General features: G+C 73.8%; 12 protein-coding genes. 3 read left to right on the top strand and 9 right to left on the bottom strand.

Going from position 1 to position 15147, the window contains the following annotated elements:
• Positions 1-15 precede the first annotated feature (15 nt).
• Positions 16-1266, bottom strand: a complete 1251-nt coding sequence (locus AB0F01_RS12550; RefSeq protein ID WP_362093404.1) for an ROK family transcriptional regulator — start codon at positions 1264-1266, stop codon at positions 16-18.
• A gap of 161 nt (positions 1267-1427) precedes the next feature.
• On the opposite strand from AB0F01_RS12550, the gene AB0F01_RS12545 reads away from it, so the two are divergent.
• Positions 1428-2651 (top strand): MFS transporter, encoded by a 1224-nt coding sequence (locus AB0F01_RS12545; RefSeq protein WP_362093402.1) that lies wholly within the window; start codon positions 1428-1430, stop codon positions 2649-2651.
• On the opposite strand, the gene AB0F01_RS12540 is transcribed toward AB0F01_RS12545, so the two are convergent.
• Complete coding sequence (locus tag AB0F01_RS12540) at positions 2611-3072, bottom strand: hotdog domain-containing protein (RefSeq protein ID WP_362093400.1); 462 nt, start codon at positions 3070-3072, stop codon at positions 2611-2613. The genes AB0F01_RS12545 and AB0F01_RS12540 overlap by 41 nt on opposite strands.
• Before the next feature lie 176 nt (positions 3073-3248).
• On the opposite strand from AB0F01_RS12540, the gene AB0F01_RS12535 reads away from it, so the two are divergent.
• Positions 3249-4685 carry a solute carrier family 23 protein gene (locus tag AB0F01_RS12535; RefSeq protein WP_362093398.1) on the top strand — a complete coding sequence of 479 codons (1437 nt, stop codon included), beginning with the start codon at positions 3249-3251 and terminating at the stop codon, positions 4683-4685.
• On the opposite strand, the gene AB0F01_RS12530 is transcribed toward AB0F01_RS12535, so the two are convergent.
• Positions 4667-5782 (bottom strand): glycoside hydrolase family 6 protein, encoded by a 1116-nt coding sequence (locus AB0F01_RS12530; RefSeq protein ID WP_362093584.1) that lies wholly within the window; start codon positions 5780-5782, stop codon positions 4667-4669. The genes AB0F01_RS12535 and AB0F01_RS12530 overlap by 19 nt on opposite strands.
• A gap of 172 nt (positions 5783-5954) precedes the next feature.
• Between AB0F01_RS12530 and AB0F01_RS12525 the strand changes: the two genes are divergently transcribed.
• The gene (locus AB0F01_RS12525; RefSeq protein WP_362093395.1) at positions 5955-6716 is read left to right on the top strand and encodes a DUF5995 family protein; all 762 of its coding nucleotides are present in this window, start codon (positions 5955-5957) and stop codon (positions 6714-6716) included.
• Here the strand turns inward: AB0F01_RS12525 and AB0F01_RS12520 are convergent.
• From AB0F01_RS12520 to AB0F01_RS12495, 6 genes are all read right to left on the bottom strand, one after another.
• Positions 6677-8374, bottom strand: a complete 1698-nt coding sequence (locus tag AB0F01_RS12520) for an NAD(P)/FAD-dependent oxidoreductase (protein ID WP_362093392.1) — start codon at positions 8372-8374, stop codon at positions 6677-6679. The genes AB0F01_RS12525 and AB0F01_RS12520 overlap by 40 nt on opposite strands.
• 89 nt (positions 8375-8463) lie before the next feature.
• Positions 8464-9255, bottom strand: a complete 792-nt coding sequence (locus AB0F01_RS12515; RefSeq protein ID WP_362093389.1) for a carbon-nitrogen hydrolase family protein — start codon at positions 9253-9255, stop codon at positions 8464-8466.
• Positions 9256-9717: 462 nt separating this feature from the next.
• Entirely contained in the window at positions 9718-10962 is a 1245-nt protein-coding gene (locus AB0F01_RS12510; RefSeq protein ID WP_362093387.1) for an MFS transporter, read from the bottom strand.
• 193 nt (positions 10963-11155) lie between these two features.
• On the bottom strand, positions 11156-11608 hold the full coding sequence (locus AB0F01_RS12505) for an Lrp/AsnC family transcriptional regulator (RefSeq protein ID WP_362093384.1): 453 nt from the start codon (positions 11606-11608) through the stop codon (positions 11156-11158).
• A gap of 10 nt (positions 11609-11618) precedes the next feature.
• Positions 11619-13097 carry an amino acid permease gene (locus tag AB0F01_RS12500; RefSeq protein ID WP_362093381.1) on the bottom strand — a complete coding sequence of 493 codons (1479 nt, stop codon included), beginning with the start codon at positions 13095-13097 and terminating at the stop codon, positions 11619-11621.
• A 575-nt stretch (positions 13098-13672) separates the two neighbouring features.
• Positions 13673-15115, bottom strand: coding sequence for a GuaB1 family IMP dehydrogenase-related protein (locus tag AB0F01_RS12495; protein WP_362093582.1), 1443 nt, complete (start codon positions 15113-15115; stop codon positions 13673-13675).
• Positions 15116-15147: the final 32 nt, after the last annotated feature.

The raw sequence follows: 15147 nt of genomic DNA, 5'->3' as shown, positions 1-15147 counted from the left end.
GCGCTCCCCCCGCGGTCAGGCCCTCCCCTGGCGGACGGGTCCGCGCTCCCCCGCCGCCTGCCCCGGCTGCGCGCCGAACAGTTCGTCCTGGGCGTGGTCGCGCGCCGTCAGCAGGGCACCCTGGAGCACGGCCTCGTCGCCCAGCGTTCCGGGGCGCACCTCGGTCGGCAGCGGTGACATCCGGGCCAGGCGGTCCCGCACCCGGGCGGCCAGCGGCTCGCCGCCCGCCTGCCCGATCTCGCCGCCCAGCACCACGCACCCCGGGTCCAGCACCGCCACGGTGGACGCCACGCCCACCACGACGCGGTCGGCCAGGGCGTCCAGGAAGCGGTGGGCGCCCGACTCCCGGGCCGGGCCCCCGGTGGCCTCCACCTGCCGCACGGCCGCCCGTACCGCCGGCGCCGCGGCCGGTTCGGCGCCCGGCTCCGCGACCACGCCGTGCTCCGCGGCGAGGGCCGCGACCGCCGACGCCCCGGCCAGGGAGTGGAAGCCGCCCGCGCAGTCGGTCGCCGAGGGGAGGCCGTCGGTGCCCGGGACCGGCAGGAAGCCGATCTCCCCCGTGCCGCCGGAGGCGCCCCGGCGCAGTACGCCGTCGAGGATCACGGCGGCGCCGGTGCCGTGTCCGAGCCACAGCAGGACGAAGGTGTCCCGGTCCCGGGCGGCGCCCTCGCGCTGTTCGGCCAGGGCGGCGAGGTTGGTCTCGTTGCCGACGCTGACCCGGGTGCCGGGATGGCGCTCCTGGAGGGCGGCGACCAGCCGGCGGTGCCATGCGGGCAGACCGGTGCTGTCGCGCAGTTCGCCCGTCGCGGGGTCGATGAGGCCGGGGGCGCCGATGCCGACCGTGTGCAGCCGTTCGACGCCCGCCTCCTTCACGGTCCGCTCGACCAGCGTCACCGCCCGCTCCACGGCCGGTCCGGTCGCGGTGTCGCCGGTGATCGGGGCGGCGGCGCGGGCCAGGACCTGCCCGACGAGGTCGGAGACGACCACGGCGAGGCCCTCGGTGCGCACGTCGAGCGCGGCCAGGTGCGCCCGGTCGGCGACGATGCCGTAGAGCTTGGCCTTCGGCCCGCGCCGCAGTTCGCCGGCCTCCCCGGTGACCGTGATCAGTCCGGCGGCGGTGAGGCGCTCGACGAGGTCGGCGACGGTCGGGCGGGACAGCCCGGTGAGTTCCTTCAGCCGGCCCGCGGTCAGCGGGCCCTCGCGCTGAAGCAGGCGCAGCGCGAGCCGGTCGTTGATGGCGCGAGCGGTGCTCGGTGAAGCGGCCATGCCGGGATCCTCCCAGATCGGCGGGGGCGGCCGGACCTCGGGATGACGGCCGTTCCGGAAACCCACTTATCTATCAGGCAGGGTTCCTGATAATTTACCGCAGATGACGGAGACGGCGTGGACGGCGCAGACGGCGCGGGAACGGCCGGAGGGGGCATGACATGGGTCCAGGGGTGCACGGACAGCGGAAAGAGCACAGGGGGCAGGAGCTGAGGAGGGCCCGGTACGCCGTGGCCGCGGTGTTCGCGGTGCACGGCGCGGTCACGGGCTCGTTCGCCACCCGCGTGCCGTGGATCCAGGACCACGCCGGGGTGAGCGCCGGGCAGTTGGGCCTGGCGCTCGCCTTCCCCGCCCTCGGGGCGTCGCTCGCGATGCCGGTCACCGGGCGCGTCAGCCACCGCTTCGGCGCCCGTGCCGCGCTGCGCGGGCTGCTCGCCCTGTGGACGGTGTCCCTCGTGCTGCCGTCCCTCGCCCCGGACATGGTCACGCTCTGCCTGGCGCTGTTCGTCTACGGCGCCACGGCCGGCATGTCCGATGTGGCGATGAACGCGCTCGGCGTGGAGGTGGAGAACCGGCTGGACCGGTCGATCATGTCGGGCCTGCACGGGATGTGGAGCGCCGGAGCCCTCGTCGGCTCGGCGGCCGGGGCGCTCGCCGCCCACCTCGGCGCGGACGCCCGGCTGCACCACCTGCTGGCCGCCGCCGTGCTGACGGCGCTGGGCGTCGCCGCCTGCCGCTGGGTGCTCGACCTGCAGCCGGCCGCGGACGAGGACCCGCCCCCGCGGTTCGCGCTGCCGCCCCGCTCGGCCCTGCTGATCGGCGCGATCGGCTTCTGCGCGGTGTTCGCGGAGGGCGCGAGCCTGGACTGGTCGGCGGTCTACCTGCGCGACCGGATGGACGCCTCGGCGGGCCTGGCCGCCGCCTGCACCACGGGGTTCACGCTCACCATGGCGATCGCGCGGATCGCCGGGGACCGGGTGGTGGACCGCTTCGGCGCGGTGCGCACGGTCCGGGCGAGCGGGACCCTCGCGGTGCTCGGCGGTCTGCTGATCGTCCTGGCGGACCACCCCGCCACGGCCATGGCGGGCTTCGCGCTGACCGGTCTGGGCATCGCGGTCGTGGTCCCCTTGTGCTTCGCCGCCGCGGGCCGCAGCGGCAGCAACCCGAGCCTGGCCATCGCGGGCGTCGCGACCATCACCTACACCTCGGGCCTGGTCGCCCCCAGCGCGATCGGCCTGGTGGCCCAGGCGACCAGCCTGATGGTGTCGTTCGCGGTGGTCACGGTCCTGTCGTGCGGTGTCGCGGGGCTCGCCGGCGTGCTGCGGGCGGGCGACCGCACGAAGGTCACGCGTCCGGCGGCAGCAGTTCCCGGGCCGCGGCCCTGAAGTCCCCGGTCCACGGCGTCGGGCGGAGCGTCGCCGCGTCCAGCCGGACCAGCACGCGGCTGCCGCGCGCGTAGGTGACCGTGCCGTCCGCCGAGCAGACGCGGAAGCCGTAGGTCAGTCCGGTCCGGCCCAGCCGCTCCAGCCACAGGTGGACGGCGTAGGTGCCGGCCCGGGCCACCGGCGCCTCGTAGGTGATCCGCAGTTCCTTGACCGCGTTGCAGGCGTCACCGGCCGCCGTCCAGTCACCGGCGAAGCGGATGCCGTGCCGCTCCCAGTACGCCGACCAGGCCCGCTCGACCAGCAGCGGGTAGCGGGAGTTGTGCATCAGGCCCAGCGCGTCGAGGTCGTCGAAGTGGACGGTGGCGGGCATCAGCAGCCCGTAGGGGACAGCGGTGGGGGCGGGCGGGGCTTCGACAGTCACAGTGGTGCTCCTGGGGCGTGCGGGATCAATGCCGCATACAGCGATAAGCGGCACCGGACCATCCTAAGCAGACGCTCAGCCTGGCTGCGAGAACCCCGCCGCGCCGTCCTGAGCACTCCTTTCCGGCCCTCACAATGGTCCGGACCCGCTGTACGTACGAACGAAAGCGACACCCCATGGATCTCGGCGTCCGCTGGAGACTGCACGGTGACGGGCGCACCCCCGCCCCCGGTGCGGTGGTCCGCCCCGACGAACGGCTCTCCTGGCCCCGCACCGCCGGACTCGGCGCCCAGCACGTCGTCGCCATGTTCGGTGCGTCGTTCGTCGCCCCGGTCCTCATGGGGCTGGACCCGAACCTGGCCATCATGATGTCCGGGGTCGCGACGATGGTCTTCCTGCTGGCGACCCGCGGCCGGGTGCCCAGCTACCTGGGGTGCTCGCTGTCCTTCGTCGGCGTCGCCGCGGTGATCCGGGCGCAGGGCGGCTCCAGCGCCACCGTCACGGGTGCCGTGTTCGTCGTGGGTGCCGCGCTGTTCCTGGTCGGGCTCGCCGTGCAGCGCTTCGGGGCGCGGATCATCCACGCGACGATGCCGCCGGTCGTCACGGGCGCGGTGGTGATGCTGATCGGCTTCAACCTGGCGCCGGTCACCGCGTCCACCTACTGGCCGCAGGACCAGTGGACCGCCCTGTTCGTCATGCTGTTCACCGGGCTCGCGGTGGTGTGCCTGCGCGGCTTCTGGTCCCGGATCGCGATCTTCCTGGGCCTGGTCTTCGGCTACGTCCTGTCCTGGGCGCTGGACCGCGTCTTCGGGAAGATCCACTCGGCCGACGGGAGCGGCGAGGTCACCGACCACTGGCGGCTGGACCTGTCCGGGGTCGGCCAGGCCGACTGGATCGGGCTGCCCACGCTGCACGCCCCGTCCTTCGAGTGGTCCGCGATCCTGGTCGCGCTGCCGGTGGTGATCGCCCTGATCGCGGAGAACGCCGGGCACGTCAAGGCGGTCGGCGAGATGACCGGCGACGACCTCGACGACAAGCTGGGCACCGCCATCTCCGCCGACGGCGTCGGCTCGATGCTGTCCACCGCCGCCGGCGGCCCGCCGACCACCACCTACTCCGAGAACATCGGCGTGATGGCCGCGACCCGCGTCTACTCCACCGCCGCCTACTGGGCCGCCGCCCTGTTCGCCCTGCTGTTCGGGCTCTGCCCGAAGTTCGGCGCGGTCGTGGCGGCGATCCCGGGCGGGGTGCTGGGCGGCATCACCGTCATCCTGTACGGCATGATCGGTCTGCTCGGCGCCCAGATCTGGATCAACGCCAAGGTGGACCTGCGCAATCCGCTGAACCTGGTCCCGGCCGCCGCGGGCATCATCATCGGCGTCGGCAACGTGACGATGGAGTTCACCGACACCTTCTCGCTGAGCGGCATCGCCCTGGGCACCGTCGTCGTCATCACCGGCTACCACGCGCTGCGCGCCTTCGCCCCGCCGCACCTGAAGACGCAGGAGCCGCTGCTCGACGAGGGCACGTCCTCCTACACGGAGACCGCCGACGGCGGGTCCGGGGACGACCCGGACGCCGGGGGCGGGGACACTCAGCGCGCCAAGTCGTAGGCGTACGACGCCGTGAACGTGCCGGGCGTCCCCCGGCACCCGTCGGACTCCCCCGGCAGCTTCACCCAGAGGTAGGCGTCGATCCCGGCCTCGCCGGTGTCGAGGGTGGGGGCCCGGCCGAGCTTGCGTCCGGCCGGGTCGCACCACTCGCCGTCGGCGGGGGCACCGGCGCCGTTGCGGCTGGTGTCGATGACCGCCCCGAGCCCCGAGCCGCCGAGGGCGTCGAGCACCCGGCGGTCGTAGGCGATCTCGTCGGCGGTGCTGTGGAAGTTGGAGACGTTGCTGAAGATGCCGTCGGAGGAGGCGGCCGAGGCGGCACCGGCCTGCCGCAGCCAGGTGGCCTGCCGGGCCGGCGGGTGCCAGCCCGAGTGTCCGGCGTCGAAGTAGACCCGGGCCCGGGGGTTGGCCTGCTTCACCACGCGTCCCGCCCGGGCCAGCGAGGCGAAGCGGTCGGCCCGTGCCCCCGCCGACAGGCACTCGGCCTGCGCCACCGAGTCCGGCTCCAGGACGACGACGACCTCGCCGCTGCCCAGCCCGGCCGCGAACCGGTCGATCCAGCGGTCGTAGGCGTCGAGGTCGGGCGCGCCGCCCTGCGAGTGCCCGCCGCAGTCCCGGTCGGGTATCGCGTACGGCACCAGCACGGGCACCCGTCCCCGGGCGGCTCCGCCCGAGGTGACCGACCGCACCCGTGCGGTGACGGTGTCCGGGGAGTAGTCGGCGAACCACACCGCCGCCGGCTGCGCGCCGATCCGGGACTCGATGACCGCGCGCCGCGGGTCGTCCGGGTTGGCCCGCACCCAGTCCAGCACCCGGGACTCCGGGTGGCGGTAGAGCCGGGTGGACGCCGGCGCCGCCCGCCGCTCCCGCGCCGTGGGCGAGGGCGAGGGCGACGCCTTCGCCCTCGGCTTCTTCGCCGGGGTGGCGGAGGGCGAGGCGGACGTGGGCGAGGGGGAGGCCGACGGCACGGCGGGCAGCGGGTGCAGCCTGGGGGTGCCGGTCACCTCCGGTCGCGCCGCGTCGGAGCCGCCGTCGCCGGCCGCGGAGAGCAGGCCGGCCGCGGTGCCGATCGCGACCACGACGGAGGCGGCGGCGACCATGGCACCGCGCCGGGCGGCACGCCGCCGCTCGGTCCGCCGGCCGGCCAGGCGCTGGGCGCGGGTGCCCGACATCGTGGTGTCCCCCTCCCCCGCGGCGGGCGCGTTCCCCCGTTCCGGGGAAGCGTCGGGCCCGCCGCCACTGAAGCCACCCTAAACGTGCGACTCTGCGCCCATGCCGCAGTGCGAACACGTCCTGACGCCGGTGGACACCGTCATCGCCCGGATGCGCGCCGTCGACGCCGCCCTGCCCCCGGGGGACGGGGTGGGGGTCTTCAACCGCGTCTACCTCACCGTCACCGAGTCGGTGGACCGGCACCTCGACGCGGGCCGCTTCGCCGACGCCCCCGCCGCGACGACCCTGGACGTGCGGTTCGCGGAGCGCTACCTGGCGGCCCTCGACGCGGTGTCCGAGGACCGCCGTCCGCCGGCCTGCTGGCGCCCGCTGTTCCAGTTCCGCCGCCATCCCGGGGTACGCCCGCTGCAGTTCGCGCTGGCGGGCATCAACGCGCACATCGGCCACGACCTGGCGCTCGCCGTGGTGGACACCTGCCGTACGCTCGACTGCGAACCGGCGCGCCTGGAGGACGACTTCGACCGCGTGGGCGACCTGCTCGTCTCGCTGGAGGAGCAGATCCGCGAAGAGCTGATGCCGGGCCCCGACCTGCTGGAGCTCGCGGACCCGCTGACCCATCTGCTGGGTGCCTGGAGCCTGGAGCGGGCCCGTGACGCGGCGTGGACCGCGGCCCGTGCCCTGTGGGCGCTGCGCGGGCTGCCGGAGGTCGCGGCCGATCTCACCGTCCGGCTGGACACGGCGGTGGGCTTCGCGGGCCGCATGCTGCTCACACCGCTGCCCGGCGGGCCGGAGGGGAAGACCGGCCGGCCGGGCAGGGGGTATCAGTCCTCGGGGAGTTCCACCGGCGCGATCTCGTCGTAGACGTCGCCGGGGCCGGGGTTGGTCGGGTCGGTCTCCCCGCCGAGGTGGTGCATGACGCCCCAGACGGCGTTGAGCGCGGTCTGCACGGCGCCCTCCGCCCAGCCGGCCGTCCAGGAGATGTCGTCGCCGGCGAGGAAGATGCCCCGCTTGTCCTCGGGCAGCCGGTCCTGCATGAAGTGGGTGAACAGGCGCCGCTGGTAGCGGTAGTGGCCCGGCAGGTTGGCCTTGAACGCGCCCATGAAGTAGGGCTCGTTCTCCCAGGAGACGGTGACCGGGTTGCCGATGATGTGCTTGCGGATGTCGACCTTCGGGTAGATCTCGCCGAGCGACTTCAGCATGACCTCCATCCGCTCGTTGGCGGACAGCGGCAGCCACTTCAGGCTGTCGTCGCACCAGGTGTAGGAGAGGCAGATGACGGCGGGCCGGTCCGGGCCGTCGTCGAGCAGGTAGGTGCCGCGGGTCATCCGGTCGGTGAGCGTCATCGACATGACGTCCCGGCCCGTCTCCTCGTCCTTGTCCAGCCAGAAGGGCCGGTCGACGGGCACGAACAGCTTGGAGCTCTCCATGTAGTGGGTGCGCTCGATCGCGGTCCAGTGGTCGATGGGGAACAGCGCGTCGTCGCAGTCCACCTTGGACAGCAGCATCCAGGACTGGGCGGTGAAGATCGCGGCCCGGTAGGTGCGGATGTCGCCGTCGGCGTCGGTCACCGTGATGCGGTTGCCCGCGGTGCGGTGCAGCCGGGTCACCGCCGGGCGCGGCTCGCCGTCCCCGTGCAGGGACTTCAGCGAGGTGCCGTGGGGCCAGTGGACGATCTTCTGCGGTTCCCGCTCCCACAGGCGCAGCGGCAGCTGCTGGGAGCCGCCGACGATGCCGCGGTGGTGGTCGTCGGCCTCGGTGTAGACGACGCGGAGGATCTCCAGGATGGAGTTGGGGAAGTCGGTGTCCCAGCCGCCGGTGCCGAAGCCGACCTGGCCGAAGATCTCGCGGTGCCGGAAGGACCTGAAGGCCTCGGACTCGCAGAGGAAGCCGTAGAAGGTCTGGTGGTCCAGCTTCTCCACCAGCCGGGACCAGATCTCCCGGATGCGCGGGACGTCCCGCTCGCGCAGCGCGCGGTTCATGTCGGAGAAGTCGGCGCCCTCCTCCAGGCACCTCGCCCAGGCGTCGGCCACGTCCCGGTAGACCTGCGGCAGGTCGTCGATCGTCTCGGCGTAGTGGGACTCGCCCTTGAGGTCGACGACGGTCGACGGGGTGGCCTCGGCGAGCGGGTTGGGGAAGGGGCGGGTCTCCAGCCCCACGAGGTCGATGTAGTGCTGGAGCGCCGTGGAGGAGGGCGGGAAGCGCATCGCGCCCATCTCGGCGGTGAGGGAGGGGTCGCACCCGTCGAAGCCCACGGTGCGCAGCCGTCCGCCGATCCGGTCGGCCTCGTAGACGACCGGCTTGAGGCCCATCTTCATCAGTTCGTACGCGGCGACGATGCCGGACAGGCCGCCGCCGATGACGGCGACCTCGGTGCCGTGCTCGGTCGCGGGCACCTGCCCGAGACCGGCCGGGTGGGCGAGGAAGTCGTCGTAGGCGTACGGGAAGTCCGGTCCGAACATGGTGATCGGCGGCTGGTTCTCGTCGGCGTGCTCGACGGCGTTGGGCACCGTGGACGTCATGGGGTGCGGACTCCTTGCACGGGTGGGACCGGGGTACGGCGGGTGGGGGGCGGCCGGGGTGCGGCCGGGATGGGGCGGGCTGCGGCGGTTCAGGCGGGCGGCGGCCCGTAGAGCTCCGGACGGCGGTCGCTCAGGTACGGGTTGGCCTGGCGGGAGGCGGCCAGGAACTCCGGGTCGGTGTCGGCCCAGACGAGTTCCTCGCCGCGGCCCGCCCGGGCGCGGGCGACTCCGTCCGGACCGGCGAGCACGGACAGGCCGGCGAACTCGAACTCGCCTTCCGTGCCGACCCGGTTGGCGTAGGCGATGTACATCTGGTTCTCGAAGGCGCGCACCGGCACGACCGATTCGGCGACGAACTGGTACGGGTGCATCACGGCGGTGGGCACCAGCAGCAGGTCCGTCCCGGCCAGGGCGTGGGCCCGCACGTACTCCGGGAACTCGACGTCGTAGCAGATCACCAGGCCGACGGTGAGGCCGTCGAGTTCGGCCTGCACGACGGGGCGGTCGCCCGGGGTGAAGTGCTCCCGCTCGAAGCTGCCGTAGAGGTGCGTCTTGCGGTAGTTCGCCAGGCGGGTCCCGTCGGCGCGGATGAGCTGGACGGAGTTGTGCACCACGTCGCCGGCGCGCTCGGGGTAGGAGTAGGCGATGGCCAGGCCGTGCCGGACGGCCGTCTCCGCGACCGCGTCGGCGGCGTCGCCGTCGGCGGGCTCGGCCAGCCGCGCGATGTCGTCGCCGATGGCGTAGCCGGTGAGGAACAGCTCCGAGGTCACGAGCAGCCCGGCTCCCGCGGCGGCGGCACGGCCGGCGGCCTCGTCGAGGACCTTGAGGTTCCCGGCGACGGATCCGGGCCGTCCGGAGCTCTGGAGCAGGGCGGTGCGCATGCGTGTTCCTCACGGGTACGCGGGCTTTGGGGGTGTTTCGAAAGCCCTGTGCGGTGCCCGCGGTGTCCGGTGCGTGCTCTCGGCGCGCCGGACGGAAGCCCTCGTACTGGACGTACTTGGGCTTTCGGCCGGTGCGGCGAGAGTGCGTGCCGGGTGCCGTGGGTGCTGTGCGGGACTCTCGAAACACCCCCAAGGGGGTCAGCTAGACCGTACGGTCGGCCCGCTCGCCCGGACAAGGCGGAGCCGTTGCGCGCCGGTGAGCGGTTCGTTGCGTGTCGGGGGCGGTCCGCGGTGATTCGTTGCACGGGCCGCCGATGGGCCGCCCGGAGGGCGGATCCGCAGGTCAGGGCGGGGGTACCGGCGGGTACTGCGACGCCGTGGCGGAGGAGGGCGAGGTGCCCGCGGCCGGGTCCGGACCGCCCTGGGGTGCGGGCGGCGCGGACCCGGCCCGGGTGTGGGCCGTCAGCCGTCGGCATCCGTGACGGCCGGTGCGGGCGGCCTCCGTGCGGGCGGGCCGGGGCGCCGGCGTCGGGGCCTCGGCAGGACCAGGAGCACCGCCGTCGCCAGGTACGGCACGGCGAGGACCGCGAAGACGGTGCCGTGCGGGGCGTGGGCGGCGAGCAGGGCGTAGCAGCCGAAGACGGCGACCGTGGCCAGTTCGGTGCCCAGTCCCGCCACCGAGGTCAGGGTGGCCCGTCCGGTGCTGCCGATGCGGTGCTGGAGCCGGGCGTCGACGAGGACGGTGGCCGCCTGGAAACAGCCGAAGGCGACGGCCACGAGGAGCAGGGCGGCCGGGGTCCCGGCGGCGGACCCGACGGCCAGGGCGAGTCCGCCGCCCGCCAGCAGGAGGGCGAGACCGGGGGTGCCGAGGCGTTCGCCCTCCCCGGCCAGCAGGCTCCCGGCGGTGGCTCCGGCCCAGATCAGCGTCAGCAGGAGGGGCACGGTGCCGTCCGCCACGCCGGTGTCGCGGACCAGCAGGGGGGTGTACTCGTCCAGGGCGCCCCAGACCGCGCCGACCGCCGGGACCAGCAGCAGGGCACCCCGCACGGACCGGTCGGCCCGCGCCTCGGCGAGCCCGGTGCGCAGGGCGGCGGTCCAGCCGGTGCGGTCGTGGGCCGGGGTGCGGTGTTCGGGGAACCGGGTGGCCGTGGCCGCCGCCAGCAGGCACGCCAGGACGCTGGCCGCGCCGACGGCGCCGTGGCCGCCCCGGGTGAGGACCGGGCCGGCGAGCAGCATCGCCGTCATCACGGCGGCCAGCCCGGCCGCACGGGCCCGGCCCATGACGCGGGCGTAGCTCCCGGCGGCGCCGAGGCGGTCCAGCTCGTCGTGGACCAGCGCCTCCAGGGCGCCGGAGACCAGCGCCCCGCCGACGCCCCACAGCACGAAGCCGGCCGCGAACGCCCCGTAGGAGGGCAGGAGGATCCAGAGGGCGAACCCGGCGGCGGTGCACAGCGGTCCGGCCCACAGCAGCAGGCGGCGGGAGACAGTGTCGGCCCAGGCGCCGGAGGGGATCTCCAGCAGGATGCCGGTGATCGACCAGAGGGCGAACAGGGACGAGATCTGGGCGACGGAGAGGCCGGTGTCGCTGAACAGCAGGGCGTACACCGGGTAGAGCAGGACGCATTCCTCGAGGAACGCGTAGCCGTACAGCGTGCGGGTCAGCCGGCGGACGGGGCCGCGGGGCGCACGCGTGGACGTGGAGGTCATGGGGCCTTCCCGAGGGGGCGATGCGGACACCGGACGTGGAGGACGTCAGGCGCCCGCGGCGGCCCTCGGGAGGCGCGGCGGGTGGATCAATGTCGCCAGGTCATGGGACCGATGGTAGTCGGCCGGGCCCGCTGCCGTCCGGGCGTTCTCCCGGAGGGCGATGGAGCACCCCGGCGTCCGGCGCTCCTCGGGTTCAGGTGGGCGAGCCGGAGGAGAAGCGGCGCAGCAGCGGGGACAGCACCAGCACGGACTTGGTCCGCTCGACGAAGGGCTCCCCGGCGATGCGTTCCAGCACCCGTTCGAAGTGGCGCATGTCGGAGGCGAAGACCTGGGCGACCGCGTCCGCCTCCCCGGTGACGGTGGAGGCGGACACGACCTCCTGGTAGCGCTCCAGTCCGCGCTGGATGGTCTCCGGGGAGGTGTTGCCGCGGCAGTAGATCTCGACGAACCCCTCGGTCTCCCAGCCGAGGGCGGCCGGGTCGACCCGGACGGTGAATCCGGTGATGGCCCCGGTGGCGCGCAGCCGGTCCACGCGCCGCTTGACGGCGGGTGCGGACAGGCCGACGAGCTGGCCGATGTCCGCGTAGGACCGGCGGGCGTCCTCGGCGAGGGCGTGCACGATGCGTTCGTCGAGATCGTTCAGCACTGCGGGTGGTTCACTTTGCTTCCGAGGGGTCCGATGCGGCGAGCCGGGAGCGGCGGTAGCCGTACCCGAAGTAGAACACGAGCCCGGCGGCCATCCAGACGCCGAAGACCACCCAGGTGACGGTGGACAGGCTGCCCATCATCCACAGGCAGAAGCCGAGGCCGACGGCGGGCAGCACCGGCGACAGCGGCACCCGGAAGGTGCGCGGCATGTCGGGGCGGGTCCGGCGCAGCACCACGACGGCCACGTTGACCAGGGCGAACGCGAACAGGGTACCGATGCTGGTGGCGTCGGCGAGCTGGCCGAGCGGGACGGCCGCGGCGAGCACTCCGCAGAACAGGGAGACGATCAGGGTGTTGCGGCGGGGCGTGCCGGTCTTCCGGCTGACCTTGCCGAACACCTTCGGCACGAGCCCGTCGCGGGACATCGCGAACAGGATGCGGGTCTGGCCGTAGAGCACGGTGAGGACGACGCTGGCGATGGCGATGACGGCGCAGAACGCCAGCAGGGTGCCCCAGAAGGTCTGGCCGGTGACCTCGCTCATGATCTGGGCGAGGTCGGCCTCCGAGTCGGTGAACTTCTGCCAGGGCTTGGCGCCCACCGCGACGGCGGCGACCATCACGTACAGCGCGGTGATGATGGCGAGCGACAGCAGGATGGCGCGGGGCAGGTCGCGCTGGGCGTTCCTGGCCTCCTCACCGGCCGTGGAGGCGGCGTCGAAGCCGATGTAGGAGAAGAACAGGGTCGCTCCGGCGGCGCTGACGCCGGCCATGCCGAGCGGCATGAAGTTGTCGTAGTTGCCGGACCGGAAGCCCTGGACGCCGATGGCGCAGAACAGGACGAGGGCGCCGACCTTCACCACGACCATGATGGTGTTGGCCCGGGCGGACTCGCGGGCGCCGCCCATCAGGAAGGCCATGGCGAGCAGGACGACGATCAGCGCCGGCAGGTTGAAGATGCCGCCGTCGCCGGGGGGCGCCGACAGCGCGGCGGGCAGGGTGACGCCGATGGTGCCGTCGAGCAGTTCGTTGAGGTACTCGCCCCAGCCGACGGCGACGGCGGCGACCGAGACGCCGTACTCCAGCATCAGGCACCAGCCGCACACCCAGGCGACGAGTTCGCCCATCGTTGCGTACGCGTACGAGTAGGAGGAGCCGGAGACGGGGATGGTGCCCGCCAGTTCCGCGTAGGAGAGGGCGGAGAACAGGGCGGTGAATCCCGCGATCACGAAGGACAGGGTGACGGCCGGACCGGCCTTGGGGACGGCCTCGCCGAGCACCACGAAGATGCCGGTGCCCAGGGTGGCACCGATGCTGATCATGGTGAGCTGCCACAGCCCCAGGGAGCGGCGCAGCGACCCGCCCTCCCCCTGACCGCCCTCCGCGACCAGGCGTTCCACCGGCTTGCGGCGCATCAGGCGCGCGCCGACGCCCCGGCCGGGCGGGGTCGGGGAAGGCGGGTTGAGCGGGGGTGCGCCTTGGTCGAGCACGCGCTGACTCCTTCGTCACTGCCGGTCTGCCGCGCCAGGGACCGACGGCTCCGGCGGCAGCCGGGGACCCGTCGAGCGGGTCCCCGCCGCACCACGTACAGCGCGTAACCCTACGAGTTCGCGCGTTGCCTTTGAAATGCAGCAACCTTGCGCACCTCCGCAAGATCATTGCGTTCGCCGGTGCGGGACGGATGTTCGTTGCGCGCCGCTGCCGACCGGCCGGTTCCGGGCGCGCGCGACGGGACTCCTGCGGCCGGTTCGGGGCGCGCGCCACGGAGATCCCACGGCTGGCTCCGGGCACGCGCTACGGGGCTCCCGCGGCCAGTTCCGGGCACGCACCACGGAACTCCTACGGCCAACTCCGGGCGCGCACCACAGCGCTCCCGCGGCCGGTTCCGGGCGCGCACCACAGCGCTCCCACGGCTGGCTCCGGGCACCCGCTACGGGGCTCCCGCAGCCAGTCCCGGGCACGCGCCACAGCGCTCCCGCGGCCGGTTCCGGGCGCGCGAAAGGGGCTCCTCCGGCCCGTGGGACGGGGCGGGACGGAGGAGCCTGAAGAGGGGGGCGGGGGCCGGTCAGGTCCAGCTGGCGTGCAGCGGCTTGCCCTCGGCGTAGCCGGCGGCGCTCTGGACGCCGATCACGGCCCGCTCGGCGAACTCCTCCAGCGAGCCGGCGCCGGCGTAGGTGCAGGAGGAGCGGACGCCCGCGATGATCGAGTCGATGAGGTCCTCGACGCCGGGGCGGTCGGGGTCCAGGAACATCCGCGAGGTGGAGATGCCCTCCTCGAACAGTGCCTTGCGGGCGCGGTCGTAGGCCGACTCCTCCGAGGTGCGGTTGCGCACGGCCCGCGCGGAGGCCATGCCGAAGGACTCCTTGTAGGGGCGGCCGTTCGCGTCGTGCTGGAGGTCGCCGGGGGACTCGTAGGTCCCGGCGAACCAGGAGCCGACCATCACGTTGGACGCGCCGGCCGCGAGGGCCATCGCCACGTCGCGCGGGTGGCGGATGCCGCCGTCGGCCCAGACGTGCTTGCCGTGCCTCGCCGCCTCCGCGGCGCACTCCAGCACGGCGGAGAACTGCGGCCGGCCGACGCCGGTCATCATGCGGGTGGTGCACATGGCGCCGGGACCGACCCCGACCTTGACGATGTCCGCGCCGGCCTCGATCAGGTCGCGCACACCGGCCGCGGCGACGACGTTGCCCGCGACGACCGGGACCTGCGGGTCGAGGTCGCGCACCAGCTTCAGCGCGTTGATCATCGACTCCTGGTGGCCGTGCGCGGTGTCGATGACGAGGGTGTCGACGCCCGCCTCCAGCAGTTGCCGGGCCCTGCCCGCCACGTCGCCGTTGATGCCGACGGCGGCGGCGATGCGCAGCCGCCCGCGGGCGTCGGTGGCCGGCGTGTACAGGGTGGCGCGCAGGGCGCCCTTGCGGGTCAGGATGCCCGCGAGGCGCCCGGCGGAGTCGACGGCCGGGGCGTAGCGCCGGTTGGCGCCGTCGAGGGTGTTGAAGGCCTCACGGGGGTCCATGGCGGCGTCGATGAGCAGCAGGTCCCGGGACATGACCTCGGCGAGCTGGGTGAAGCGGTCCACGCCGGACAGGTCCCGGTCGGTGACGACGCCGACCGGGCGCCCCTCGTCGTCCACCACGACACCGGCGTCGTGCGCCCGCTTGGGCAGCAGGGACAGGGCGTCGGCCACGGTCTGGTGCGGGGCGAGCACGATGGGGGTGTCGAGCACCAGGTGACGGCTCTTGACCCAGGCCACGACCTCGGTGACGACCTCGATCGGGATGTCCTGCGGGATGACCACCAGCCCGCCGCGGCGGGCCACGGTCTCGGCCATGCGGCGCCCGGCGATGGCGGTCATGTTGGCGACGACGAGCGGGATGGTGGTGCCCGTGCCGTCCGGGGAACTGAGGTCCACGCCCTGCCGCGAGCCGACCGCGGAGCGGCTCGGCACCATGAAGACGTCGTCGTACGTCAGGTCGTACGGGGGCTGGATGTCGTTGAGGAAACGCACGTGCTGCACATCCCAGTCGATCAGAGGTGGCC

The organism is Streptomyces sp. NPDC029526 (assembly GCF_040637405.1).
Classification (GTDB): domain Bacteria; phylum Actinomycetota; class Actinomycetes; order Streptomycetales; family Streptomycetaceae; genus Streptomyces.
Note: the sequence above shows the minus strand (reverse complement) of the source record. Positions and strands in the feature narration are given on the sequence as shown.

What these genes read in the sequence shown, in the direction of transcription:
- AB0F01_RS12545 (WP_362093402.1), top strand. Translation starts at nt 1,428, where the DNA reads ATGGGTCCAGGGGTGCACGGACAGCGGAAAGAGCACAGGGGGCAGGAG.
- AB0F01_RS12510 (WP_362093387.1), bottom strand. Translation starts at nt 10,962, where the DNA reads ATGACCTCCACGTCCACGCGTGCGCCCCGCGGCCCCGTCCGCCGGCTG.
- AB0F01_RS12530 (WP_362093584.1), bottom strand. Translation starts at nt 5,782, where the DNA reads ATGGTCGCCGCCGCCTCCGTCGTGGTCGCGATCGGCACCGCGGCCGGC.
- AB0F01_RS12515 (WP_362093389.1), bottom strand. Translation starts at nt 9,255, where the DNA reads ATGCGCACCGCCCTGCTCCAGAGCTCCGGACGGCCCGGATCCGTCGCC.
- AB0F01_RS12525 (WP_362093395.1), top strand. Translation starts at nt 5,955, where the DNA reads ATGCCGCAGTGCGAACACGTCCTGACGCCGGTGGACACCGTCATCGCC.
- AB0F01_RS12535 (WP_362093398.1), top strand. Translation starts at nt 3,249, where the DNA reads ATGGATCTCGGCGTCCGCTGGAGACTGCACGGTGACGGGCGCACCCCC.
- AB0F01_RS12520 (WP_362093392.1), bottom strand. Translation starts at nt 8,374, where the DNA reads ATGACGTCCACGGTGCCCAACGCCGTCGAGCACGCCGACGAGAACCAG.
- AB0F01_RS12550 (WP_362093404.1), bottom strand. Translation starts at nt 1,266, where the DNA reads ATGGCCGCTTCACCGAGCACCGCTCGCGCCATCAACGACCGGCTCGCG.